Annotated in this window: 20 protein-coding genes and 1 pseudogene; 6 read left to right on the forward strand and 15 right to left on the reverse strand. The window is 51.9% G+C overall.

Going from position 1 to position 25,266, the window contains the following annotated elements:
• Window position 1: 1 nt before the first annotated feature.
• The 4 genes from CRO19_RS21500 to CRO19_RS21515 are packed head-to-tail and all read right to left on the reverse strand — an operon-like array spanning window position 2 to window position 4,616.
• Window positions 2–940, reverse strand: a complete 939-nt coding sequence (locus tag CRO19_RS21500) for an ABC transporter permease (protein ID WP_097097870.1) — start codon at window positions 938–940, stop codon at window positions 2–4.
• Complete coding sequence (locus CRO19_RS21505) at window positions 937–2,052, reverse strand: ABC transporter permease (protein ID WP_097097871.1); 1,116 nt, start codon at window positions 2,050–2,052, stop codon at window positions 937–939. Before CRO19_RS21505 ends, CRO19_RS21500 begins: the two co-directional genes overlap by 4 nt.
• Complete coding sequence (locus tag CRO19_RS21510) at window positions 2,036–3,589, reverse strand: ABC transporter ATP-binding protein (RefSeq protein WP_097097872.1); 1,554 nt, start codon at window positions 3,587–3,589, stop codon at window positions 2,036–2,038. The genes CRO19_RS21505 and CRO19_RS21510 overlap by 17 nt, the downstream gene beginning before the upstream one ends.
• 16 nt (window positions 3,590–3,605) lie before the next feature.
• A complete protein-coding gene (locus CRO19_RS21515) occupies window positions 3,606–4,616 on the reverse strand; it encodes a BMP family protein (RefSeq protein WP_097097873.1) in 1,011 nt (336 codons plus the stop codon).
• 106 nt (window positions 4,617–4,722) lie between these two features.
• Here CRO19_RS21515 and CRO19_RS21520 point away from each other — a divergent pair, with 106 nt between their 5' ends.
• A complete protein-coding gene (locus CRO19_RS21520) occupies window positions 4,723–5,622 on the forward strand; it encodes a LysR family transcriptional regulator (RefSeq protein ID WP_097097874.1) in 900 nt (299 codons plus the stop codon).
• 48 nt (window positions 5,623–5,670) lie between these two features.
• Here CRO19_RS21520 and CRO19_RS21525 read toward each other — a convergent pair whose 3' ends face one another.
• From CRO19_RS21525 to CRO19_RS21535, 3 genes are all read right to left on the reverse strand, one after another.
• A complete protein-coding gene (locus CRO19_RS21525; protein ID WP_097097875.1) occupies window positions 5,671–6,498 on the reverse strand; it encodes a creatininase family protein in 828 nt (275 codons plus the stop codon).
• Between the two features lie 297 nt (window positions 6,499–6,795).
• Window positions 6,796–7,788, reverse strand: coding sequence for a sugar phosphate isomerase/epimerase family protein (locus CRO19_RS21530; protein WP_097097876.1), 993 nt, complete (start codon window positions 7,786–7,788; stop codon window positions 6,796–6,798).
• A gap of 242 nt (window positions 7,789–8,030) precedes the next feature.
• The gene (locus tag CRO19_RS21535) at window positions 8,031–8,624 is read right to left on the reverse strand and encodes a response regulator transcription factor (protein ID WP_097097877.1); all 594 of its coding nucleotides are present in this window, start codon (window positions 8,622–8,624) and stop codon (window positions 8,031–8,033) included.
• A 141-nt stretch (window positions 8,625–8,765) separates the two neighbouring features.
• Here CRO19_RS21535 and CRO19_RS21540 point away from each other — a divergent pair, with 141 nt between their 5' ends.
• Entirely contained in the window at window positions 8,766–9,299 is a 534-nt protein-coding gene (locus CRO19_RS21540; protein WP_320204521.1) for a GNAT family N-acetyltransferase, read from the forward strand.
• Between the two features lie 136 nt (window positions 9,300–9,435).
• On the opposite strand, the gene hxlB is transcribed toward CRO19_RS21540, so the two are convergent.
• Window positions 9,436–9,996, reverse strand: a complete 561-nt coding sequence (hxlB, locus tag CRO19_RS21545; RefSeq protein ID WP_097097878.1) for a 6-phospho-3-hexuloisomerase — start codon at window positions 9,994–9,996, stop codon at window positions 9,436–9,438.
• Window positions 9,997–10,221: 225 nt separating this feature from the next.
• Here hxlB and CRO19_RS21550 point away from each other — a divergent pair.
• Window positions 10,222–10,386, forward strand: a pseudogene (locus CRO19_RS21550) (helix-turn-helix domain-containing protein); the annotation flags it as partial.
• Window positions 10,387–10,896: 510 nt separating this feature from the next.
• Here the strand turns inward: CRO19_RS21550 and CRO19_RS21560 are convergent.
• From CRO19_RS21560 to CRO19_RS21570, 3 genes are all read right to left on the reverse strand, one after another.
• A complete protein-coding gene (locus CRO19_RS21560) occupies window positions 10,897–11,553 on the reverse strand; it encodes a Rossmann-fold NAD(P)-binding domain-containing protein (protein ID WP_097097880.1) in 657 nt (218 codons plus the stop codon).
• 73 nt (window positions 11,554–11,626) lie between these two features.
• The gene (locus CRO19_RS21565) at window positions 11,627–13,039 is read right to left on the reverse strand and encodes an aldehyde dehydrogenase family protein (RefSeq protein WP_097097881.1); all 1,413 of its coding nucleotides are present in this window, start codon (window positions 13,037–13,039) and stop codon (window positions 11,627–11,629) included.
• 62 nt (window positions 13,040–13,101) lie between these two features.
• Window positions 13,102–13,665 carry a TetR/AcrR family transcriptional regulator gene (locus CRO19_RS21570; protein WP_097097882.1) on the reverse strand — a complete coding sequence of 188 codons (564 nt, stop codon included), beginning with the start codon at window positions 13,663–13,665 and terminating at the stop codon, window positions 13,102–13,104.
• A 156-nt stretch (window positions 13,666–13,821) separates the two neighbouring features.
• On the opposite strand from CRO19_RS21570, the gene CRO19_RS21575 reads away from it, so the two are divergent.
• Window positions 13,822–14,043: a hypothetical protein gene (locus CRO19_RS21575; RefSeq protein ID WP_097098335.1), complete on the forward strand. Its 222-nt coding sequence runs from the start codon at window positions 13,822–13,824 to the stop codon at window positions 14,041–14,043.
• Between the two features lie 55 nt (window positions 14,044–14,098).
• Here the strand turns inward: CRO19_RS21575 and CRO19_RS21580 are convergent, their stop codons facing one another.
• The 3 genes from CRO19_RS21580 to CRO19_RS21590 are packed head-to-tail and all read right to left on the reverse strand — an operon-like array spanning window position 14,099 to window position 16,053.
• Window positions 14,099–14,359: a hypothetical protein gene (locus tag CRO19_RS21580; protein ID WP_097097883.1), complete on the reverse strand. Its 261-nt coding sequence runs from the start codon at window positions 14,357–14,359 to the stop codon at window positions 14,099–14,101.
• A gap of 28 nt (window positions 14,360–14,387) precedes the next feature.
• A complete protein-coding gene (locus tag CRO19_RS21585) occupies window positions 14,388–15,287 on the reverse strand; it encodes an SDR family NAD(P)-dependent oxidoreductase (RefSeq protein ID WP_097097884.1) in 900 nt (299 codons plus the stop codon).
• A gap of 28 nt (window positions 15,288–15,315) precedes the next feature.
• On the reverse strand, window positions 15,316–16,053 hold the full coding sequence (locus CRO19_RS21590; RefSeq protein WP_097097885.1) for an SDR family oxidoreductase: 738 nt from the start codon (window positions 16,051–16,053) through the stop codon (window positions 15,316–15,318).
• 142 nt (window positions 16,054–16,195) lie between these two features.
• On the opposite strand from CRO19_RS21590, the gene CRO19_RS21595 reads away from it, so the two are divergent.
• Window positions 16,196–17,104 carry a LysR family transcriptional regulator gene (locus CRO19_RS21595; RefSeq protein WP_097097886.1) on the forward strand — a complete coding sequence of 303 codons (909 nt, stop codon included), beginning with the start codon at window positions 16,196–16,198 and terminating at the stop codon, window positions 17,102–17,104.
• Between the two features lie 42 nt (window positions 17,105–17,146).
• Here CRO19_RS21595 and CRO19_RS21600 read toward each other — a convergent pair whose 3' ends face one another.
• Window positions 17,147–24,121 carry an autotransporter outer membrane beta-barrel domain-containing protein gene (locus tag CRO19_RS21600; RefSeq protein ID WP_097097887.1) on the reverse strand — a complete coding sequence of 2,325 codons (6,975 nt, stop codon included), beginning with the start codon at window positions 24,119–24,121 and terminating at the stop codon, window positions 17,147–17,149.
• A gap of 518 nt (window positions 24,122–24,639) precedes the next feature.
• Between CRO19_RS21600 and CRO19_RS21605 the strand changes: the two genes are divergently transcribed.
• On the forward strand, window positions 24,640–25,263 hold the full coding sequence (locus CRO19_RS21605; RefSeq protein ID WP_097097888.1) for a response regulator: 624 nt from the start codon (window positions 24,640–24,642) through the stop codon (window positions 25,261–25,263).
• Window positions 25,264–25,266 lie beyond the last annotated feature (3 nt).

Here is a 25,266-nt window from a genome sequence, read left to right on the forward strand (position 1 = left end):
GTTATTCCTTTCGATAAGGCTGCGTTAGCGCGCCGGGTTGCAATGTGCGTCCTACTACGCCGGACATTGCCAGGATGGTGAGAAGATAAGGCAGGGCCAGCAGCACCTGCGGAGGAAGCTTGTTTTCAAACAGCTGTAGCGACAGCTGTAATGCATCGGCTGCGCCAAAAATAAAGGCAGCCACCACCGCCTTGAGCGGACTCCAGCGGCCAAAGATAACGATGGCCAGGGCGATAAAACCTTGCCCGCTGACGATGTTGTCGCGGAACAAGCCAATCTGGGCGGTCACCAGATAGCTGCCGGCTAAACCCGCTCCTAAACAGGAGAACATTACTCCCCATGTGCGGATCTTTACTACGTTAAGCCCGGCTGCATGGGCCGCGCGCGGATTTTCACCCACCGCGCGCAAAGAGAGGCCGAAGCGGGTATGGAACAGGCCAAAATGCGCCAGTGCCGCCAGTAGTAAAGTAAAATAGAGCGGCAGTGGCTGTTGGAACAGAATCGGACCGATGAAGGGTAATGACGAGAGCAGCGGCACATGCCAGGGTTCCAGCATGGGAATGGTTGGCGATGATTCGTTGCCCATCACCAGCGCATAAATCCAGGTGGCAAGGCCAGCGGCAAGAATATTGAAAACGATGCCGACCACAATTTGGCTGGCGTGGGCACGCAGATAGAGCGCCGCCAGCACGCAGCCGACCAGTAATCCTCCTACGCCACCGGCGATGAAGCCGAGTGCCGTTGAGCCGCTTGCTACCGCTACCATGTAGCTGGAGAGCGCACCCAGCAGAATGGTGCCTTCGATGCCAATATTTAACACGCCAGAACGTTCGCCATAGATTTCGCCCAGTGCGGCTAACAACACGGGACCGGCAAGCCGCACCGCTGCAGCCAGCCAGCTGACGAAGAACGCGGTGTCGAGATTAGCCCACAAACTCATGATTGCTTCTCCACCATTGGGCTGCGGGTTTTACGCAGGATGGGCAGGTTGATACGGTAATAGCGCAGCAAATCACCCGCCAGAATGAGTAACACCACTAAACTTTGCAGAATCAGCACTACTGACGTCGGTAAACCGGTTTGACGCTGCATCGCGCTGCCGCCGACTTCTAAACCGCCATAGAGAATTGCGGTAGGGATCACCAGCAGAGGATTGAGGCGTGCCAGCAAGGCGACGACCACGCCAATAAACCCGACGCCGCCAGAGATGCCTTCCATCAGCCGATGCTGCACGCCAAGTACCGCGCACAATCCTGCCAGCGCCGCCAATCCACCGCCGAGCAGCACTGCGCCCATTTGCCGACGATTGACATCAACGCCGCTGTAGCGTGCGGCGCGCGCATTAAGCCCGGCGATTTTGATTTCGAAGCCGGCGGGTGTGGCGCGCATTAGCCAGAAGACAAAGACGGTCGCAACCAGCGCAATGGCGATGCCCCAGTGTGCGCGCATGCCAGTCATGACAAACGGCAACCAGCTATCCACCGGTAAGCGTGGCGTTTGTGGCAGGTCGCCGGGAGCGCGCATTGGACCAGAAACCAAATATTGCACTATGAACAGCGCCACGTAGTTGGCCATCAGGGAAATCAGTACATCATTGCCGCCAAACCTGACGCGTAACGCGCCAACCCAGCCGGCCCAAATTGCCCCGGCGAGGAAGGCGGCGATCAGCACCAGTGGCCAATAAAGCAGCGCTGGAATGGCCCACGGAAAACCCTGGGGCGTCCCGGAGAGCGCAATCCAGCTGGCCGCCGCGGCACCCAGCAGAAAGCAACCTTCAAAGCCGATGTAGCCCAATCCAGCACGCCACACCACGATGGTTGCCAACGCAATCAACATTAACGGTGTGGATTGCACGATGCTAAGGCCTACGCTACTCAATGAGCCAAACGCGGCGTCAAACAGGAAGCCATACGCTGACAATGGATTACCGCCGAAAGGGATAAACAGCAGCCCAGCAATCACAAACGCCGTTACGATCCCGCAGCAGCTGGTTAACATCAGTGCGCTGGTGGATTCAGCGGGAGCCAGACGCCGCTCAAGCAGCTTCTTCATGGTTGCCTCCCCCTTTTTTGAGATGTGCGCCCGCCATCAGCTCGCCGAGGCGTTCTGGAGAAGCATCGACGGCGTTCATTTCCCCGGCGATCTGGCCGCTGTACATCACTGCGATGCGATCGGAAAGATTCATAATCTCTTCCAGCTCGGCGGAGATCATCAGAATGGCGCAGCCGCGATCGCGCGCGTCCATTAATCCTTGCCATACGCTCTCAATCGCACCCACATCCAGCCCGCGCGTCGGTTGCTCCACAATCAGCAGGCAGGGATTGCTGGCGACTTCACGGCCCAGAATCAGCTTTTGCAAATTACCGCCGGAGAGTTTTCCGGCTTCAAAATCGGCATCTGGCGTACGCACTGCAAAGCGCGCGATGATATCCCGTGCGTGCTGGCGAATACGTTGGCGATCCAACAGCCATCCTCGCGCGCGGGTAAAACTGCGCTGGCGACCAAGCAGGGCATTATCGGTGATCGAAAGATCGGTAACTGATCCAACGCCGCGCCGATCCGCCGGAATAAAACCGATACCTTTACTGCGGCGTGTAGCAGGGGAATCATCGCTGATATCTTCACCGTTGAGCAGAATACGGCCGGCTTCCAGCTCGCGTAGATTGAGCAGCGTTTCTGCCAGCTCGGATTGCCCATTGCCTTCCACGCCGGCAATGCCGAGGATTTCACCCGCGGCCACGCTCAGCGAAACGCGCCAGATTTTCTGCTGTCCGCTGGCGTCGCGCACCGCGATGTTATCAACCTGCAGCACGGTTTTACCCGGCTGGCACGGCGTTTTTTCCATACGCAGCACCACATCGCGGCCCACCATACGGCGTGCCAGGTCGCGTTCAGAGGTGTCTTTAATATCGACTGAATCCACCATTTTTCCGCCGCGCATCACCGAAACGTGATGGGCAATGGCCATGATTTCGTACAGTTTGTGCGTGACGATCACCACCGAACGGCCTTCAGCACACAGCGATTTCAGTGTGGCAAACAAACCTGCTTTCTCTTGCGGCGTGAGCACCGCAGTCGGTTCATCCAGAATCAGCACCTGCGCATCGCGATAAAGCAGCTTGAGGATCTCCACGCGCTGCTGCACGCCAATGGGCAGATGTTGTACTTTTGCCCAGGGATCAATCGCCAGACCGTGTTTATCTGATAGCGCCTGCAAACGCGCTGCCGCAGCATGCAAATTGAGTACGCCGCTGACGCTCTCTTTCAGCCCCAGTATCACGTTCTCTACCACGCTCATAGGCTGTACCAGCATAAATTCCTGGTGCACCATGCCGATGCCGCAGGCGATAGCATCGCTGGGATCGCGAAAGCGCTGCGCTTTGCCATCCACCACAATGCTGCCTTCATCGGCCTGATACAAACCGTACAGGATCTGCATCAGCGTGCTTTTGCCTGCGCCGTTCTCGCCCAGCAGCGCGTGAATTTCTCCGGCTTTAATGCTGAGTGACACATCGTCATTTGCCACCACGCGTGCGAAGCGTTTGGTGATGTTGTTAAGCGCGACGCGTATGTTTGCCGTTACTGTCATGAGTCGATTCCGCTTATCAAACCACTGGCTTCAGTGTGCCGTTGTCCAGCTGTTGCCAGATCTGCTGGAATTTATCCCAGGCGCTGGTGCTCACCAGTTTGGCGTTATAACGCTCGCTGCCGTTAACTATTGACCAGGCTTTGCCCACCGTAGGCTGCCATTCCTGGCCACCTTTAAAGGTTTTATTGGCCACCGATTCACCCACTTGCTCCACCATCCAATCGAGATTCTGGCGGAAACTGCAGGCAACGTAATCCGGCGCGACACTACGCTGATCCACATAACAACCAAGGACTTTGACTTTCGCCGCCGCCGCGCCTTGTATGGCTCCAAGCCCCGTGACGTCTGCCGCATGCCAGATCACATCCGCACCGTTGCCGATCATGGTGGTTGCGGCCTCGCGACCTTTCGCGGCGTTATCATAATCGCCGGTTACCACGCCCAAGCCTTTCATACCCGGGCGGGTTTTCTCTGCCGCCTGGATGAAGGCTCGCATCATCGCCTGCTGTGTGGGGTTATCGCCGCCGCCGACAAATCCTACTGCTTTACCGTTATCAGAGATCAGCGCGGCCAGCGCACCTGCAGCATAAGCACCTTGCACATAGGCGAGATCGATGTACTCCACGTTACCCGGCGTTTTTTCATCGGGCTTAAAGGTGGAAGCGAAGAAATAGGTATCCGGATATTCGGGGGCGATTTCAGCGAAGGCTGAGCCGTATTCAAAACTGTGCCCAATGATCAAGGTGTAACCATCATCGGCGTAGCCGCGGATGGTTTGATCCATCTGCGCCTGGGTGATGCTTTCGCTATGGGCGACGGTAAAACCGGCTTTTTGCAGGCTTTGCAAGCCAACATACGCCAGCGAACTCCAGCCGCCATCGGCAACCGAACCGGGCAGCAGCAGGGCGATTTTTATATTGTTATTCGCTGCCATGGCTTTGCGCGACAACATGGGTGCCAGCGCGGGTAACAACAGCGCGCCAGCCACTAACTTCGCAAATTTTCTGCGGGATACGTCTGCCATCATGTGTTCTCCTGGTGTGGTTTTGATGTATTAATCACCGGAAGAGCATTATCTTAAAAGCATCATTTTTAGCACTTACCGATGCCTAAAAGGCAACGCAGGATGGAATATGCTTCAGCACCGTTTGTTTGTTTATATCGACCAGATCGCGCGCAGCGGTTCAATCCGCAAAGCCGCCGAGCGTCTGCATATCTCCGCATCGGCCATAAACCGCCAATTGATTGCGCTGGAAGAGGAGTTGGGTACGCCTTTGTTTCAACGTTTACCCCGTAAAATGATCCTCACGGCCGCCGGTGAAGCGCTGATTCACCACGTACGGCAGAGTTTCAAAGAGATTGAAATTGCGCAGATGAAAATTGAAGAGCTGAAAGGACTGCGGCGTGGCGAAGTCACCGTGGCAATGATGAGTGGATTGGCGGCAAACCTGATTCCGCGCGTGGCGGCCGAGTTCCGACGCGCCAATCCGCGGGTAAAATTGCTGCTACAACAGCTCACCACCGGTGAAAATATCACTAACGCGGTGGCAAGCGGTGAGGCGGATTTGGGTATTGGCTTTGATTTTGAACTGCAGCCGGTCCACCGCAATATTGCTAGCGTACCGGTGCGGTTAGGTGCGGTAGTAGGATCGGGACATCCGCTGGCGGAGAAATCCAGTTTACGCCTGAGTGATTGCCTGCCTTATCCGGTGGTGATTGCCGATAAATCGATGGTCATTCGCCCTTATTTGAATGAAGTGTTTGCACGCGCCTCGATCACTTTACAAGCGGTCATCGAAACTAACTCGATCGAAGTGATGCGCCAGTCGGCGATGATGGATCAAACGCTGACGTTTCTCACGCCAATCGATATTGAATCTGACCAGCGCAGCGGCCGCTTGATCTATATTCCGGTACGAGAACTGGCGCAGCATACGCAAACGCTGATGCTGATCGGTCACGATCGCGGCACCAGCGCGATTGGCAGCGTATTTGCTGAAACCATCAAAGGCATGATGTCAGGACTTGTGTAGCCTGTAAGGTGCGCATTAATGCGCACCTGGTCGCCATGAATGGCAACCCTACAGGTTCAGCGGCTGGTATGCGGTTCGCTCAGTAAGAAAGCCGAGATCGAAACTCTGCACCTCGCGCGCCAGTTTCAGCAGCGCATGCGCGGCGCGATCGGTGGCGATCTTTCCGCGTTCGGCATCGGCGGCCGCTGCGTTGCCGGTGGTGCCGGAAAGATGCAGGTCCTGTGCCATCCAGCCAAAACCAATACCGCCTTCGGGCGTCAAAATACCGCCGCGGGCTTCGAGCGCCACCGACGTGGACACAAAATTATCTGCGTGCTGCATCTGCACCAATTGTGGATGGAGATGCAGCATCATGCTGGTCTCGAACTCTCCGCCGTGAATGCCGTGATTGAGTTCATGTGCGCTATACAAGTCGGAAGCATCAAAGGTGTGAAACCAGCTGGCGCCGACGGCAAACATGCCCAGTTCAATGCGTAACTGACGGCAGACGATCTCCATCAGCTGTGGCTGGCCGCCGTGCGAGTTCCAGAAAATCAGTTTACGAATGCCAGCACGCCACGCGCTTTTTGCCACTTCAAACCACACCTTACCTAACACCTCGTAGGGCAATGAAAGCGTGCCGGGGTAAGCGAGATGTTCGTCGGATTTACCGATCGGCAGTGCGGGCATGACCAGCAGCGGCAAGTTATCAGGCAGTAATTCGACCGCGCGCTGAACAATGCCGGCATTTATTGCCGCATCGACGCGTACCGGCAAATGAGGCCCATGTTGTTCCACCGCACCGATTGGCAGTATGGCAACGATGTTTGCCATATCAAGTTCACTAAATTCTCGCGTAGAGAGATCCCACCACCAGGGTGAAGAGGGCATTTGCATAGTTACCTCCATTTTTTTTCCAACTTAGCGGGTTTACGCTGCAATGGAAGCAACAAAATTCGTACTGAGCGTTGCGTTTTAGGCATTCGAATTCAATGTAAGGTGACCATTTATGGCGTATTGCTCGTCAGCGAAGCGTGAATCGGTCACCATAAATGGTGACCCAACGCGGATATAACCGGGTTTTCGTAGGGTGCGCATTCATGCGCACCTGCATAAAGAGGGATTGCCTAATTGAACGGCATTAGGCCATTGATGACCACCTATTTGTCCAAAATGCACGTGCTGGGCTTAACCTTACTGCTCGATGCTGCTGAGCAACGCGTTTTGAATGATTTTCTGAGCTTTAAGCGGATTTTGTTCACGCTGCGCTTCCTGCAGCGCGGTGATATCCAGTTTATCTAATGCCCGGTAAATATGTTTCAGGAAGCGAATGGATAGGTTGGCTGCTTCGACATGATCTTCACGGAAGGGAAATTGATCGAGCTGCCATACGCCATCCCAATTGTTAATCTTCAATACGTAGAAAAATTCAAAAATCTCCGTCATATGTACGGTGCCAACTACCAAATCATCATCCCAGCCGCGCAAGTTGTCATTGACGTCCATCCCAAATAAACGCCCGCGATCGATGATCAATTGAGCCGAATCCGCCGGAGATTCACCGGCAAACAGCGCGTGACCAAAATCCAGCAGCACGCCGACATTAGGCAAACCAATGTCTTCAATGCCCAGCAGGGTGCGTGCGGCAGAATCCCAGGTCATCTTCACGCGCGGCTCGCGTGGTTTGTATTCAATAGCGAATTTTACGTCGGGATTGGCACTGGCCAATTCCCGCATGCCATCAACCGCCATCTTCCACAGATTCTTATGATCTACCTGGAACGGATAATCCCAACCGTCCTGACCTGGCCAAATTTTGACATAGTTGGCTCCGAGCTCTCGCACCACGGTGGCGGCTTCATGCATTAAATCGAAAGCCTGTTTACGGATAGCATCATCAGGGTTAGTGAAAGCACCGCGGGAGAAGCGACGTAAATAAATTTCCGGCGTGATGCCAATGGCTCGTAAGCCAGCATCTTCAAGGGCTTGTTTGACTTGAGCCACCGTAACGCCTTCAGTGAAAGGATAGGGGACATCAACGTAGGACAGGTCTTCGACGCTGGCGGCGAGTTTTATTTGGTCGAGAGTGCTGAGCGCCGGTCCATAACCATCAACCGCGTAACGATCGATATACTTAGCGAAGTGCCACAATCCGGCACCAAATTTCGGATACGTGTAACTACTCATAGAACCTTCTCCTTAAATTATTGCGTGTTGGGTTATGCATGCAAATCGCTTTGAATATATATTCAGTGATGGTTATATATTCCATTCTGCGCCTGGGCGTGCCTCGTTAACCAGCAGCTCATGGCGAAAATGCAACCTCAGTCACACAAAATCCAGAAAAGTGAAGATTGGGGGGATTCGCTACCACGTTGAGTGTTAATTGGACCGCACCAATTTGCGGTCCAATTAAGAAGAGGGAATGATTAAATCTTTTCTAATTGGTAACCCATGCGATTTAGGCGATTAAATAACTCTTTATTGTTGGCACAGTTGAGTTTACGAATGATGCTCTGACGATGGTGGCTAATTGTTTTGCAACTCAGCCTAAGCGAATAGGCAATATCTGTCAGATTACTGGTTTGTCCCAGCAGTCGCAAAAGCCCAAATTCACGCGGTGAGAGCGTCTGCTTGGTACGTCGCGTACTCTGTGTCGTCGCGTGGCCCACTACCGCATCGCAAATGTCATCGAGCGAGCTGGTTTTAGCAAGGAATATCACTCCAGGCAGCACGCTCATAACGTAACTGACCACCGCTTTCTCATTGAGATCGGTAAGAACAATAATGCGCGTTGCAGGAGAAGACGCTTTTACCTTACGTAACAGCTCAGTAAAAAACTGCACATCGCGGCCGTAAGCGGTTAATTCGCTGATCAGTACATTGCAGCCAGCAATATTTTTGAGGGCTGAATTGAGGCTGTCGATGTCAATTTTTTTAATTTGAACAGGTTTCTCTGAAAAATAGTGATTTAAACCTTCCGCAATCCATTGGTTATTGTCTACTAGTGTTAATGACAACATTTCTACCTCCCCATCCCAATTATGTTGTTATTAAATCGCGGCAGGGCGCTGATAAGTATCAGACCGAGGAGTGGCGACTTGTACGAAATTTCCTAAATAACATTGACACGGAAAGCGGGAGATTCTTATGGTCTGGTTACAATGATGAAATATTTGGAAGAAACGATGGAATTAGTTACAACACACTTAGTATTGGAACCTTTCGAGCACGCACATTTTGACGGCCTGCGCTCGATGGAAAGCGATCCAGAGATAATGCGCTATATCAGCAATGGCATCGTGAAATCCCCTGAAGAGACGCGAGCCAATATTGAACGCGTTATGTTGCGCTGGCAGCAATACGGCTTTTCCTGGTGGGCGATGCGGGAAAAGGAGTCGCATGAAGTGGTGGGGGCTGCATGTCTACAACATTTAGCCAATCAAGATGGCGCACCTCTGGAAATCGGCTGGCGTTTGAACGCGAATCATCACGGTAAAGGTTACGCCACGGAAGCAGGCCGGGCGATTATTCAGTTTGCTGCTGAAAAGATAGGTGCAAAATATCTGGTCGCGGTTGCCGATCCCAAAAACACCGCCTCGCAGAAAGTGATGCAACGGCTAGGCATGAAATACAAAGCTATTGAGGAACATTACGATGTGCCATGTGTGGTGTATGAGCTACAAATAGCAGAGTGATGCTGAACTTAACAAAACTGACAACTTACCCATTCGCCAACGTATGGCTCCGCCGGCAGCAGCTCATCAGCGTAGCGTTGAATGTGGTGCGTGAGCAGGGTAGTGATGCGTTGACGTTGGGGCGCGAAATTCCGGACTACTCAAAATCAGCGTGTCGCTTAAACATGCTTTGGCTGGTCTCACCTAGCTGGTCCATAAGCTCAAGCACGATCGCATCATAGACGATGAAGCAGAGTTGCTCAAAAGCCGAACCCATTGGCTGAGAGAAGTGTATTAGTTGACGATCGTTTTCCGTTTTCATCTTCCCCGGTAATACCAGCACGCTGCTTGCCAATTGGCCAATCGTCGAATCGGATTTCATGGTGATAAGCGCAACCTCAACTCCATTTTCAACGGCTTGATGCGCCAGACTTTTCAGACTCGAGGTTTCACCACTGCCTGAACCAATAATTAATAAATCACCTGGTTTAGAATGTGGGGATGAAATTTCGCCTACCACGCTAACCGAGAAGCCTAAATGCACTAAGCGATTAGCGAACGCCCGTATAGCAATGCCACTTCGCCCGGCCCCCTGTAGGAAAATGTGCTTTGCATTACGGATTTGAGAGATGAGTTTCATCGCCTGCGCGTTGTCGAGTTGCAACGCATTTTGTTCCAAATCTTTCAGAATAGCGATGGTGTGTGCCTGAAAACTCATGAGTCATGATCCCCTTTTGCTATCGTGCGTGCGCCATCCATAACGAGGACCGCAGCCTTACTAGCGACTGTTTTTTTACTCGTTGGCATAGCGAATTCCATCTTTAAACAGATACATCGTCAATTCATGTGAATTGACATCTCTGCCAATTCACTCAAAAGAGTAACCTTTTTCTACTCCCTTGGCATATCAAGACAGGGGTTATCTTTTGGATTTGTGACATTTTTCCGTATGGTCCAGATGGGGCTGACGGCCAAAGATTTGGCACCGGCAATTGGTCGGCAGAATCGCGTATATGAAGTGCTTAACCGCAAACGCGAGCTTACGCTTCCAATGATTCGCAATCTGCACAAACAGTTCAATATTCCGCTTGAAAGCCTTGTTGGCTGAAAGTGCGGGAAATAATAAAAAACCGGCTATCACAACCGGTTTTTTTATGGCTGCAATCTGAAGAGTGCTGCGCACAATGAAGATTGAAAAAAACATCACGGTGGCGCGGTGCTTACGGCAAGCATCAGAACGTACTGCAAACGGCGCATCCGGTCACGGGTGTTTCTTTATCCGTTACGCTACGCGAAAGTTTGCGGGCCAATGTACTGCAAACGCACCAGAATTCACGTAGCGACGCCATCACCAACGCGGCAAAACCGGCAGGGAAGGTGCGAAGTAAAATTTATTTATAGCTGTGGCTGTTTGTAGTTGAAATCAAAACGGACAGAAGCGAATCCAACTGCATCAGACAGGATAATTGCGTATTACCACTCTTGGATCCTTTTGCGCCCAAGCCATTTAACATAATCATGATTATGCGCACTTAATGCTTCGGCGTCGCTACGTGAAAGTTATCTTAGTTTCGCACCATGTTCACCACAGAAATATCGCAGCAGCGTCACCGCGTTCTCATCGGTGTGCCTGCTCGAAAATGTCTTCTTTTTCAAGCACCTTTTTCGGGCTGCCATATCTAACCGCATTAAGCATAGCAATGCCTATTTCCTCGGTTGTCAGGATGGCGCGGGGGAAAATCAACTTCAGGACAGGAAGAATCGGCGTCATCAGTTGATAAAAAATACGATAGCTCGCCGTTTTGGAACGAACGCCCTTCATGGGCCGGATTATGGCTGGGCGATACATCAGCGCTGAATGGAATCCGATCGCAAGCAGTGCGTTCTCGGTTTTTCCTTTAACCCGCGCCCACATAATTTTGCCATTTTCACTGCTGTCTGTACCGGCACCGGAAACATAGACAAACGTCATGCGAGGGTTTGATTGTGCCAGTTTAGCGGCGATGTTCAAGGTTAAATCAAAGGTCAGCTTGCTGTATTGTTCCTCGGTCATACCTGCGGCACTGACGCCAAGACAAAAAAAACAGGCATCATAATCACGGCTATTCATCTCTACAGACAGATCTGCGGTGATGAGCTGTCGCAGTTTGGGGTGATTTTGAGAGATTGCTGCGCGCACCACGACGGTTACGGATTCCACGTCTTCTGCCCGCAAGCATTCAAGCAATACGCCCTGGCCAACCATGCCCGATGCCCCGTAAATTAATAGGTTCACTTATTTGCTCCTGATTAGCCGGGCTGACCCGGCTCATTAACTAACACTCTTCACCGACGCTTTTTTCGGCAAATTAAGCAATGGTTTTGTATTCCAGATACGCCCCGATGCCATACATGCCATTTTCCCGGCCAAGACCAGACTGCCTGGTACCGCCAAACGGAGCAAAAGGCGTATGTACAAATGTATTAATTGATACCATCCCTGTATCCAGCTGATCGGCAATGTGCTTCGCACGCTGGCGGTTTTCACTGCTGACATATCCCGCAAGGCCATAAGGTGAATCATTAGCAATCGCTATAGCTTCGTCGTCGGTTTTGTAGGGAATAACGCAGAGAACCGGTCCGAAAATCTCTTCCCTTGCGATCGTCATCTGATTCGTGACATCGACAAAAATAGTGGGTTTCACAAAGTTTCCCGCCTCTAACCCATCAGGATGTCCTGCTCCGCCGGCAATCACTTTCGCACCCTCATCGATCCCTTTCTGAATATAGTCCTGAACGCGCTGGTATTGCTTTTGTGAGATCATCGGCCCAATGGCAGTATCGTTCTCATGCGGCATACCCACTTTAATCTGATCAATAGCCTGCTTCAGGGCCGTGGTGATCTCATTCTGACGGCTTGCAGGAACCAAAATGCGCGTTCCGGCAATGCACGCTTGTCCGCTGTTGAGAAAACCTGTCGCAAGAATAAAAGGTACCGCCTTATTTAAATCCGCATCGTCCAGTACGATATGGGCCGATTTGCCGCCAAGTTCCAGCGTCACGCGTTTCATGGTCTGCGCGCTGAGGGCTGCAATACTTTTCCCCACTGCGGTTGAACCGGTAAACGAAATCTTGGCGATGTCTGGATTTTGCGACAGCTCAACGCCTACAACATCCCCTCGCCCGTTGACCATATTAATCAATCCGGCGGGCAAACCTGCGGCATGAACACACTCCATAATCACCTGGGTTTGAATGGCACTCATTTCACTGGGCTTGGTGACCACCGTGCATCCGGCAGCTAATGCCGTCGCCGTTTTGTTGCAGAAATAAATAATGTTCGCGTTCCAGGGCGTGATGTGTGCGGCAACGCCGATGGGATTACGTGAAACTTCCGCTTCACCGACCTTTTCGGTGAAAGCCATGTTTAGCAGGCTCTCTTTTGCGCTGAGAATCGCGTCAGCAGAAGCTTTTACCAGGAACTGCGCCATCTGAATTGGGCCGCCATACTCGGTCACAAAAGCTTCCACGTGATCATCCTGCCTTGCCATGATCGCATCATGAAATCGCTGCAGGTAGGCGGCGCGTTCTTCCTTCGTCGATTGCGAATAGCTCTGAAATGCCTGTTTTGCCGCCGCAATGGCCCGCCGCGTATCTTCTTCATTTCCCAGTACTACGCTGCCAATCACTTCATTTGTCGATGGACTTAAGAGTTCAAATTTCTCCTGGCCAATGGAATCGGTGAACGTACCATTAATGTAATGTTGAGTGATGTGTTTCATCCTATTTCTCCTATGCGCAGATAATGATTAACTAGTCAGTCATTTATAGATTAAGCTAAAGGCTAAATGCCTGTCGCTCTTGCGAACATATTGAACCCTGCTTCGGTTAATGCTTTTTTATCGTTTGGCGATTGCAACACAAAATCGATGGTTGATTCCGCCAGAGAAGCCATGACCGACGTGATAAATTCCACATTGTCACAAATGCCGGTGGTACCCAGTTCTGCCAGCATGATGTTAATCGCCTCAAACATAACGGCAGACTGCGCCCTCACTTCAGCAGTTACCACCCGCGACACCGACAGTTGCTGCAGTGTTGCGCGCTGTTCAGGATGGGCACATGCCCATTCGATATAAGCCATCCAGACATGATATGCCCTCTCTCTGATAGCAGACTGGAGAGGAAAACCGCGCATCAGCGCCTCAGCAACATCCGTTTTGATCGCCAGATAAAGTTGATTGAGCAACGTCACTTTGTCCGGAAAATAGGTGAAAAGTGAGCCAGACGAAATCCCTGCTTCACGGGCAATCAGAGCCGTTGTGGCACCCAACCCTTCCTCAGGGATAATTCGTAATGCCGCCATTAAAATGGCTCTACGTTTTTCTTCGTCAAGTGGCCTTGCCATACAAACACCTTAAATGAGTGATTAGTCAATCATAATGAACTTTTGAAACAATGCAAGTGAATGCTTTTCCTTACACTTTTTAATAGTGCATTTATTTACGATGGCTATGCTCAATTCGGGCTTAATGTGCCTATTAACATAATGAGGAAAAATCCAGTGCGTAAACTCTCACTAATTGTACTTACCGCAGGTATCTTGATGTCCGTAACGTCTCAGGTTGAGGCGAAAGGATGTTTGAAAGGTGCCGCTGTGGGCGGCGTGGCTGGTCATATGGCGCATCATGGCGTTGCAGGTGCTGCAGCTGGCTGTGCAGTGGGTCATCACATGGCCAATAAAAAGCAGAAAGAGGCTGACAGCAAAAAGCAGCAATCTCAGTAAGTTAGTTGGGCCGCCAGCTTCAGCGCGTCGGGCTGCAGCTGGCGGATTTAAGCCGTCACACTTTCCCCAGCCAATATAACGTTGCTACAGGCAGCATAAATATCAGCAAAAACAGAGGCAATTCTTCACCAAAGCTATATCCGGCCTGAGTCATTCCAGCGATAAGATTGGTTAACGAGACAGCGAACCACATCAAAGTAAATAGTGCTGGAAACAGCATTGCAACTGCCGGATAGATTGCGGAAAACAAGCGAACCAGCAAATAACACGCCCCCGCCAGCAGATAGCCACAGAGTAAAAATAGCAGCGTTCGCATCGTAGCCTCCAGCCCGCTTTTACCACCGCTAACGTATGCTCGGCCTTAACAGCGCATCTAACCCAATACGCTGCAAAAACTGTTTGCGAATACGATCGGCCACCGCATTCACCACTTCCGCACCGTCATCAGAGGGATCAACATGTACGCGGAACGGACGTTTACCCGCAGGCGCGTTGACGATACCGACCATTGCCGCCGCAACATCGGCAACATCCGCATCCGCCGGTTCACATTCTGCAAGGCCCTTTAATGCTTGTTCACTTAGTCCTGCGGTGGGACCGGTGAGGTTATATTCACGCTCGCGATCGCTATCAGCCGGTTTACCTGAATGGAGAAAGTGATTAGTCCCTTTGGTGAAGGCTCCAGGCACAATAATCGACGACTCAATTCCCCACAGCGCTAATTCTGCCGCATAGCTAACAGCCACGGCATCCATCGCCGCTTTCGCCGCAAAATAGGGGGCGAGATAAGGTGGCGTTCCGCCACGGGTACTGCTGCTGCCAACCCACAGCAGCAGGCCATTTCTTTGCGTACGCATGTGCGGAAGTGCAGCCCGGTTTACCCGCTGGGTACCAAGGACATTGATGTCATAAAGCTGTGAGAATTGTTCCGGCAAGAAGGCTTCCGCTGGCCCGTATGCCATATGTCCAGCATTGTGGACCACGACATCTAATCGTCCCTGCTCGGCAATAATTCTGGCGATCGCTGCATCGGCTGAATCCTGTGACTGCACATCCAATTCAATCGCCTGCATATTTACACCCTGTGTCTTCGCGTACTGCAGTGTGCTCTCAACTTGCGCTGCGTTACGCCCTTTGGTGTCGCGCATACTGGCGTAGACAATGTGCCCGGCATGGGCGAATGCACGACAGGATAAGGCGCCAAAACCGCTCGACGCGCCGGTAACCAGAATGACTTGTTGCATAATATGCTCCTGCTTGCAGATCCGCCGATTAGGCGAAACCGCCGTTAACACGAATCACTTGCGAATTAATCCAGCTCCCGTCAGCGCTCGCCAGCATGGCAACCGCACTGGCGATCTCTCCAGGCGTACCGATACGTTCCAGCGGCGCCAGTTTAGCGATAGCGGCGATTTGCTCTTCGCTCTTACCGTTAAAGAACAGATCGGTGCCGGTCGGCCCAGGCGCGACGGCATTGACGGTGATGTTGCGACCACGCAATTCGTTGGCCAGTACATGAACCAGGCCTTCCACCCCCGCTTTGGACGCGATATAAGGACCGTAAGCCGGGAACGATTTTGCGATCACGCTTGTCGACAAGGCGATGATGTGACCACCCTCGCTCACGGATTCGGCGGCGTTCGCCAACATCAGAAAAGCGCCGCGCAAATTGGTGTTGATGGTTTTATCGAAGTCGGCAAGACCGGCTGGCGTGATCTTTACCATCGGCATAATTCCCGCGCTGTGTACCACAACGTCCAGACTACCGGTAAAGGTTTTGGCTTCACTGAACAGGTGGCGAACATCCGCTTCGTTTGCTACATCGCCTTGAATCGCGATGGCTTTGCCGCCTTTAGCGATGATGCCCTGCACGGTTTCCTGTGCAGCGCTGGCGTTGCCGGCATAGTTCACGATCACAGAAAATCCATCCTGTGCCAGACGCTCAACAATCGCCCGGCCAATACCGCGAGAGGCGCCCGTTACCAGGGCTGTTTTCGTTACAGAACTCATGTGTTTCTCCCAATGTGAAGGTAATGACTCACGCATCCGCGTGCTGTGAAATCCATACTAATGCTTTATAAATAGAGATAAAGCTGGCTAAATTGATATGATAATTCCGTTTTCGTTAATAATTAGCGTGTGAGAAAAGATAATGGATAAGTTTGAAACGCTGCTGCTGTTTACGCGTATTGTCGAGTTAGAAAGTTTCAGTCAGGCGGCAGATCAGCTAGGCGTGCCGCGCGCTACGGCCAGCAATGCGATCAAACAGTTAGAAAAAAATCTTGAGTGCCGGCTGCTCGAAAGAACCACCCGTCATGTGCGGACTTCATTGGACGGTAAAGCTTTCTATGAGCGGTGCGTGCACATCCTTTCCGAACTTGATGACGCTGAGTCATCGTTGCGACATACGGTTGCGCGGCCGCGTGGCATTTTGCGGCTCGACCTCCATGGCGCGCATGCAACGCGCATTGTGCTGCCGAATATCGATCAATTTCACCGTAGCTATCCGGATATTGAATTGGTGATCAGTAGCGGCGATAGGCTGGTTGATTTAGTGCGGGAAGGCGTTGACTGCGCAGTCAGAGCGGGAAAACTGCATGATTCCTCCCTGATGGCGCGTCATTTGGCCACGATGCCTCAAGTGATTTGCGCCAGTCCCGATTACCTCGGACGCTTTGGTATGCCGCAGCATCCCGAAGAATTAATGGCGCATCAGTGCGTTAATTTTTTCTCGACCACGGGCGGCGTGAATTATTCCATTGAGCTAATTATCAATGGTAAAAAACAGGCGTTCTCGCCCAAAGGTTGGGTGACGGTAAACGATGCGGAAAACTATGTTATCTGTGCATTACGAGGGGCGGGATTGGTGCAATTACCGCGTTATCACGTTGCGGAGGCGCTAGCGGACGGAAGATTGGTCGAGGTGCTCAACGCATGGCAAAGCCCTGGCATGGAGGTTTCCGCACTTTATCCGCAGCATCGCCAGCTGTCGCCCAGAGTGCGCGTCTTTATCGATTGGTTACTGAGCTTGTACAGTGCGACCTTCGCGGCGGAAAAATAAGGTAGTAAAAAAGCGTCCCGAAGGACGCTTTCTTTAATAGCATCAGAAGCTCACTTTTACTCCGAGCAACGCGCTGGTATCCGAGTAGCCGCTGCCCCCCATTTGCTGCGCTACGTTGCCCCACAGATTTACGCCGGGTTTGATTTGCCCCTCAATCCCTACCTTGAGCTCGCCGAGATTGCGCGTTCCTTTCTGCGTCACATTGACACCGTTAAGCTGGCTGCCAAATGCCCTGGAGTTAGCAATCCAGTTTGCCTCAACAAAGGGTTCAAAAGTACGGTTTTTACCGTCATCAATTGGGCTATGTCCCTTGATGAAAGCCCGCACGCCGAGGCGCGTCTGAATATTGCCGTCACCCGTGCCATCAACACGCGTACCATTCTTCTCGTGAATACTGTCAGCTTCCACGCCCATCCAGGTCAACTGAGCTTTTGGCTGAATGAAGTAACTTTCACGCGCATTTTTCTCACCCAGCTTCCAGGTGTAGCCACTTTCAACCGATGTGGTTACCCCTTTCGACTTGTAGGATTCGGCAGCCAGCGAATCGCCTTTTACGTTGTTATCAAACCAGCTGTACTGCGCCCATGTATCAACGTATGCACCGGTTTTTTCGAGGTTATTCTGCAGCCAGGTTCCATAGACACCCAGGCTATATCCGTTAATGCTGCCATCGGCTTTCTGCCCGGTAAGGCGATTGCGGCTATTGCTTTGCTGATTCGCATAACCCGCCATCAGGCCGAGATGGTAACGATCAGCACCATCAGCACTCCATTGCGCAATGTCGCCGCCCATCTGCATCACATAACGATTCGCCTGCGTTCTCATCTGGCCGCTACTGTCCGATGAACGCGTGTGGCCACCTACGTTACGCAGCCACATGCTGGTGACCTTTTCTTCACCGGTGATGGCGTCAACGTAATGCGTCTCACCTAGACGATCGTGCAGGCGCGTATTAAACAAAGTGTTGGCCGCCGCCATATTGGAGGCATAGGCGCTGGATTCCGGCCGATACACTTTTATCACATCCGGATCGGGCTTATTGCCGCCGCCCTCTTCTCCGCCGTCATTCAGGGTGTTCGAGAGATACCAGTTGCCCGCGTTGCGGCCTTCGCCACGTTCCAGATGATAATCATAGGCGCCCGCCACAATGCGTCCGTCCTGAATGAACTCACCGTCTGATGCGCCATTAACGCGGATCAGCTCGATGCCGTTGAGGGTCTTCGCCCCGCTGCCCCCGGCATTGTTTACGCTTACGCGGGTGCTGCCCGTGGTATCGCCATCGACCACCATTTTATCGGTGACGGAACTGTCGTCACCGAGTGCCGTGTTAAACGTCAGGTGACCATAATTACCGACGTAATTGCCCGCTACGTGCAGCAGATTACCCGCCGGCGCGCCTGTGCGGCCGACAGTTATTTCGCCGGCGTTGCTCAGGCTACCACCAACGTTAAAAGTCATGATATCGGCAACGGTTCGCGCAACAGGCTTCAGCGCTCCTAACAGCAGCATTCCCTGATTGTTCACGTTACCTGCGGTGCCGCCAAAGCCACCGGCCAGTGCGCCAGCAGCGATATTGAGGTTGCCGGAAGCCAGCGTAACGTTATTCCCTGAATCCCCTAACTGCAGGCCACCGGCGTTGACGTTAGTGTCACCGCTGAACTGCGCAGCCGACTGGGTTAACGTGACCACACCGCTGCCGTTTTGGTTCAGGCTGCCACTGCCCGTGATGATGTTGCCCAGCGTCCAGCTATCAGCTGAAGTCAGATTCAGTAAGCCTTCATTGCTGACGGTTGCGCTGCCGAGGCTGTTTTGGCGAGTCGCGGTCAATGTGGAGTCGCTATCGGTTGTGAACGTGCCCGAGAAGCCACTGTTATCACCTAACAGTCTGACATCGCTGGCGCTGGCTATCTGCGTCTCACCGCTGCCGCTCAGGCTGTTATACAGATCGCCCGCCGCGTTTTTGACTGCCAACAGCCCGTGGTTAACGATGCTGCCAATACCCAAGCCGGTAGTCTGATTGAGCTGGGCATCAGCACCCGCAGCAATCGAGGTTGTGGCGGAGAGCGCCGTATTACTGCCGTTTACCGTCAGCGTTCCGCCGTTCACGTTCAGCGCTCCGGTGCCCTGTAGCGCGCCGTCAACCGTTCCGCCATGGGTGATATCCAGCGTACCGCCGGCAATATTAACTGTCGATCCCGCTGCGGTGCTCAGCATGCCTACTGTTTGACGATGTCCGTTCATCTCAAAACCGCTGCCGGATGCCAGCGTCAGCTCAGAGGTTTGACCGAGCACATTGTCGTTGTTCATCAGCAAGGTGCCGCTGCGCACCGTGGTTTTACCCTGATAGTCGTTGTCCATGTTGGATAGCGAAACGGTTTGGCCTGCGCCGGTATCAATCGCCAGATCGCCCAGGCCGGTTAACTTCGCGCTCAAATCAGCTGAGTTGCCCGTTTGACCAAAGGCATTAAGTACCAGCGCATCATTACCCGTACCCATGAGATCCAGTTTAGTTAATCCGTAGCTGGTGTAGAGACCATCACCCGCCGCGCCGCTGGTGAGACGATAGTCATATGTCGCCATCGCGACAATCTCGCCATCCTGAATAACGTTGCGCTCTAGTGCATCAGTAATCAGATTACCCGACTGATCGCGCAGTTCCAGATTGCCGCCGCTGCCGGTCACCACGCCATCGCTGCCCGCTAATTTAATTCCGAGATCCCCTTCATCCTGTTGCAACAGCGAAACGGTATCCGGTGGCAATACGTGGTGGTTACTCACTGAGCCTGCGTTGATGGCCACCGTTCCGCGGCCATCAATATCCAGTTCGTTTTGCGCTTGCACCGTGCCTTTCGCTACGGTCTCGCCTGGCGTTCCGGTATCAAACGACACCGTGCCGCCATCAAAGCGCAAACCACCGATGTTTTGCGTGCCGTCAGCGACACGGATATGGCTACCACTGCCCGCCTGCAGCAGGGCGCGGGTCAGCGCCTGCGTGTTTAAACCGTCAAGATTTAAGCTGGCGTCGCTCAGCGCCAGTGTCCCGGTAAAGCTGTTGCTGGCGTTATTGGCGGTAAAATCAAAGGTATTACCCGCCGTACTCGCCGCAATCGTGCCGCTACCGCTGATGTGGCTGGCAAATTGCGTATCGCCGCTCTGTTTTAATGCGAGAGTGCTGCCAGCAGCGATCGCAAATCCGGTCCCAGCGGCATCGTCATTGGCATCGCCTAACGGCAACAGAATGTTGTCTAGCGTCAGAGTTGCGTTATCCGAAAGGGTAATCGCTTCGAAACCGCTGATAGTTTTGCCGGTTTGCGCCAGCGTCAATTGACTGTTGCGCAGATTGAGTTTGTCATTACCCGCTCCTGCATCGAGCGAGTCAAACACATTGCTATCCGTGGCATCGATGTTAACCAGGTTAAAAATGTCATCGCCGCCTGCGCTGGTGATATCGGTGGCGGTGCTGCCATGCTGCAAATCAACGGTGTGATTGTTAGCCGTCGTCAGGTTGACCTGGCCGATAATATTGCCACCCTGCGCGTTAACAAAATGCACGCCAGAAAGGCCGCTGGTGATTTCCAATGCGACCTGCGCTGCCGAGTTCGCTATGATGTCGCCGCGATTAATGAAGCTGCCAACGTAGCCGTTATTCACATCGACCACCGGGCTGGCTGAAGAGATTGATACCAACCGACCGCTCTGCTCAACGACTGCGCTGGTGCCGCCCACTTTCAACGCCGGGCCGCCGGCAGCGTCATTGACGTTGACGCTGGCGCCCGATTTAACATCGCCCTTCAGGTTAGTCACGATGCCGCTCCCCGACGCATGATTGACATCAATCACCAGATTCCGCGAACTCGACATGTCCAGCGCGCCATCAGCAGTTGAGCCATCCGCATTCTGGAACAGCAGGCCGCTGCCGCTGCCGTTAACGTTGATAATCCCACTGTTCTCAGCGGCCATGCTGGCTGCCGTGCGCACACCGGCACCGTTATCTACCGTGATGTGCGTATTGTCGAGTTTAATACCGGCAATTTCGGCCTTATTCTCAATGGCGTTGCCGGTGGCGACCGGATCCATACTGATGCGGGCGTCTTTAACGATTAATCCGGTTGCCCCGGTATCCAGCAGAATGCCATGGGCGCTGCCGCTGGCTTTTACCTGACCCAAACCGTCCAGCGTCAGGTTTGCGCCACTGCCCACGTTTATCGCGGCGACGCCATCGCTGGCAGCAATGGTGCCGGTATTCGTGACGGCCGAGTTTGCGCCCTGAATATTGACGGCAACGCCATTCACATTGATATTGCCGCTGTTATTCAGCGTACCGCCCTCAACCAGCACACCGGTGGTACCCGCGGTAGTGAAGTCAATGCTACCCTGATGGTCGAGCTTTCCGCCGTTGCGTGCGATATAACCAATGGCATTAGCCGCAGTATTGGCGCTGGTGAGGTTCGCCAGGCTGGTAAGAACGGCTCTGCCCACCTGACTACGGTTACCGACAATATCGGTATAGCTGCCGTCAACAATCCCTGCAGAACTGCCTGCTCCTGAAAGCGTTAGGTCAGTTTCATCGGAAAGCGTTCCTTTGGCTGAGCCTTCAACGCGAACACCCGTTGCACCTTCGCCCGAAACGAGGATCGTCATCTTGCCGGTATCCAGTGTGCTTTGATTGGCATTGCTGGTTACCAGCAATGCCGTGGCATTTTTACCGCTGGCATCAATGCGGGTGGAGCTTGCGGAACCGTCAAAGCTGGCTCCCCCATCAATACGATACAGTGTGGAGCCTTCCGCGTTAGCAGCCTGGGTGGTGGCTGAACCATCGATAATCTTCGAACCTGCACCATATACGTAGTAACCGGTCTGGTTTTTACCGTTAAAACGCATCTCACCATTATCCGCGATATCGACGGTGCCGCCGTTGCGCGCGTGCGCTCCAATGGCGCCATCACCGTTAAGATTAATGATGCCGCCATTGGTCGCTATTGCACGTTGGCCGTCAGCCCACATGCCATAATTGGCGGTTTTCGACACCGCATCCACACCTTCCGTGATGTTGATGGTTCCTTTGTTCGTCACCACGGTAGTACCACTGTCCGTATCGACAGAATTCGCCATTAAACCAACCGCATTAACACCGTTAAGTGTGATAGTGCCGCTGTTAAGCACATTTTTAGCGCTGGCAAAACCCATCATTGCAATGTTTTGCAACGGCGCGGCGCCACCGGTTTTGCCATTGATAGTGATATCGCCTTTATTCTCGGCTTTTGCGCCACCCCCTTGAACAATGACGCCATAGGCGCCTTGGGTAAGTGAACCTAGGGTTAAATTCCCGCCTGCCTCGTTGGTAAATTCTGCATAACCACGCACCGTCACCAAACGGTTATTAGGTGAATTGACCTCGAGATCATTAACCGCTTCACCAATGTTACGCTGTGCCTCACGTCCAAGATAAACAGTACCTTCGTTACGGAAAGTCGCGTTATCCTCCATCAGCACGCCATGGGAATAGGTTGAGTAGATCGAACCGTTCTTTTCCGCAGCATAAATATTGATATTCCCGCTATTCACCAGGCTGGAATTGTTGTTGAGGCTAATGCCAATGTTTGCGACATAATTTCCTGCCGGGGCAACATTAATTACACCGCTATTATTGATGATCGCGTTATTGGCGGTGATGGCATTTTTCTGTCCACCGCTATAGAAACTGCCAATTGGCATTCCCGGTGAAGTCTCATACTCCATCATCTCTTTGTTGGTGCCGGCATCAATGACGCCGAAATTATTGACGACGCTATCTCTGGCCGTAATCACCGCATTATCTGCACTGGAGTTAGAAAAAAGACCTATCGAACCATAGTTATTTAATGTTGCGCCATTGACTAAGCGAATGAGAGAGATGTCGGTATTGAAACCCTGGATTGAGGCATCAGTGTCAACGTTTATGGTGGCTGCGCCACCATCCCCCAAAATATAAGCAACGCCTACCGTGCCCACCCCTAAACGGGAGGCATCATCATCGGCAATTTTATCATCAACATAGATAAGCTTTTCAGTCTGTGAATAGGCCTTTTCAAATTCAGATTGATACTGGCTGGCTGGTAGTGCGCCACTCTGCACGGCGCTAATTAGCGCGCTATTATAATTTTTTAAATCATCAATGTTATTAACGCTCTGATTGCCTATCGCACTGGAGAAGTCGCCGCTAAAACCTGAAGAAAACTTCAAAACAGGAACGTCAGACTTTTTTGAGGTGTTGCGGAAGTTTCCGAGATGAACCACGGTTTTGCTGAGATAATTCAAGGTGGCAGGAGCTGCTGCGTTAGTTGAACTGACTTTAAACACAGACGATGTCTGATTCTTGCCCTTCATGAAAAGCTCAAGGCGGTTGTTCAGATCGTTAAACCAAAGGGGACCGGTCGCTCCCCCCACATCCACCTCCAGATTTCCCCCTGACTCAACCTGGATCAAATTACGATCTACATACTGACCATCAACGCCCACCGCATAGTGCTGAACAAACTCGCTACCGCTGAGGGAAACATTTCTTAGTTGAGCATTGTCGTAACCCTGAAACGTAATGGTATTACCGGTGGTAGGATCGATATATTCATAGCCAATGCGATTACCAAACGCCAGATATCCCTCATCGAGATAATTAACGCCATCACCGGTTAATAACCCCAGGGCGTTAGCCTGTGCCAACGTCATTGATCGGTAACCTTTATCACCCGATTTAATACTACTCCAGTTGGCAGAGGTCAGTTTATCACTGCCAGTAATGCGCTGAATATGCCCCCCATCTGGCGCATCAAAATCATCTAAATCAATATCAACAGCCACTGTAGGCGCGCTGAGAGCCAATGCCAATGCCCCCGTAGTCAATATACCCGCGTGACGTAACTGCACGCCAGATTGCTTAGCGCCACCGCTGGATGACTTACTTTTCCCTTTGGTTAATTCTGAGGTGACATCAAAACGCTGTAACGCACTATTCCACTTAACTCTAAAAATCTTATTCACGATCAATCCTTATTAATGCAGGGTACAGCAAGGCCTACCCTGTTGCAGGTATATTGAGAAGCTATTTTGAGGTTATTTAATAAGAAGCAACGAGGTTGTTAACAGCCAAAACCCGATGCAAAACATGAATAATGCGATCCATGTGGTTGAACGTATATTTGATTTGAAATGATAATTTGTGGTGGCGCGTAAGTTTTTCATGATATTCCTGCTACATCGTTAATTAAAAACATGGCAGAGGACATCATTACACCCGTGCGTCTTTAGCCATGACTGAACGTGACAAGTCTGTCATTTTGGGCGTACTAACGGAATAAGATGATCTTACAGCCGCTGTAGGAACAGGACTACAAATACGAGGGATAATCTTACTTAGCAAAAAGTATTCTATTTTCCAGGCGTAGATGTAATTAAGTGTAGGAAATGGACTACGTTTTAATATTTATGATTGTATAACTGTTATTCTCAGGCTAGCATTTATGGATGTAAGAAATGTCTTGATATTGACAGGGAGGGACATGGCTACGTTCATCGTTGTAGATGATCATCCTTTGGCGCGCCTTGCTATTCGAATGATACTGGAAAAAAGTGATCATCAGGTGCTTGCCGAAGCGGGGGATGGTGATGTCGTTCAGCAATTATTGAACAGCCATAAACCGGATGCGTTGATTCTCGACATAGATCTGCCTGGCATCAATGGCATTGATGTGATCGCGGCGTTGCGTGCCACAGGAAACCGCACACCGATCGTGGTTATGAGCGGTAAAAATGCCGATTACTATGCAGTTGAGAGCATGAAAGCCGGTGCTAACGGCTTTATTAGTAAGCAGAATAATCTTGAGGGGTTGCTATTGGCCGTCAACGCCGTGCTCTCTGGCTATGGCTATTTTCCTTTACGGATGCACGCCACTTACGACGTCTCCGCACATGCCAGCGACAGCGATAAAATTCGCCTTTTATCCAAGCGGGAATTTGAAGTGCTGCGCTATCTTGCCGAGGGTAAAGAGATCATTTCCATCGCCGGCAGAATGAAAATTAGCAATAAAACCGTCAGTACTTATAAAGCGAGGCTGATGGATAAACTCGGTCTAAAAAATCAACGGGATCTGCTCGAGTTTGCCCGCAGGAATAATATCAATTGATGC

It is taken from the genome of Candidatus Pantoea floridensis (assembly GCF_900215435.1).
GTDB lineage: Bacteria > Pseudomonadota > Gammaproteobacteria > Enterobacterales > Enterobacteriaceae > Pantoea > Pantoea floridensis.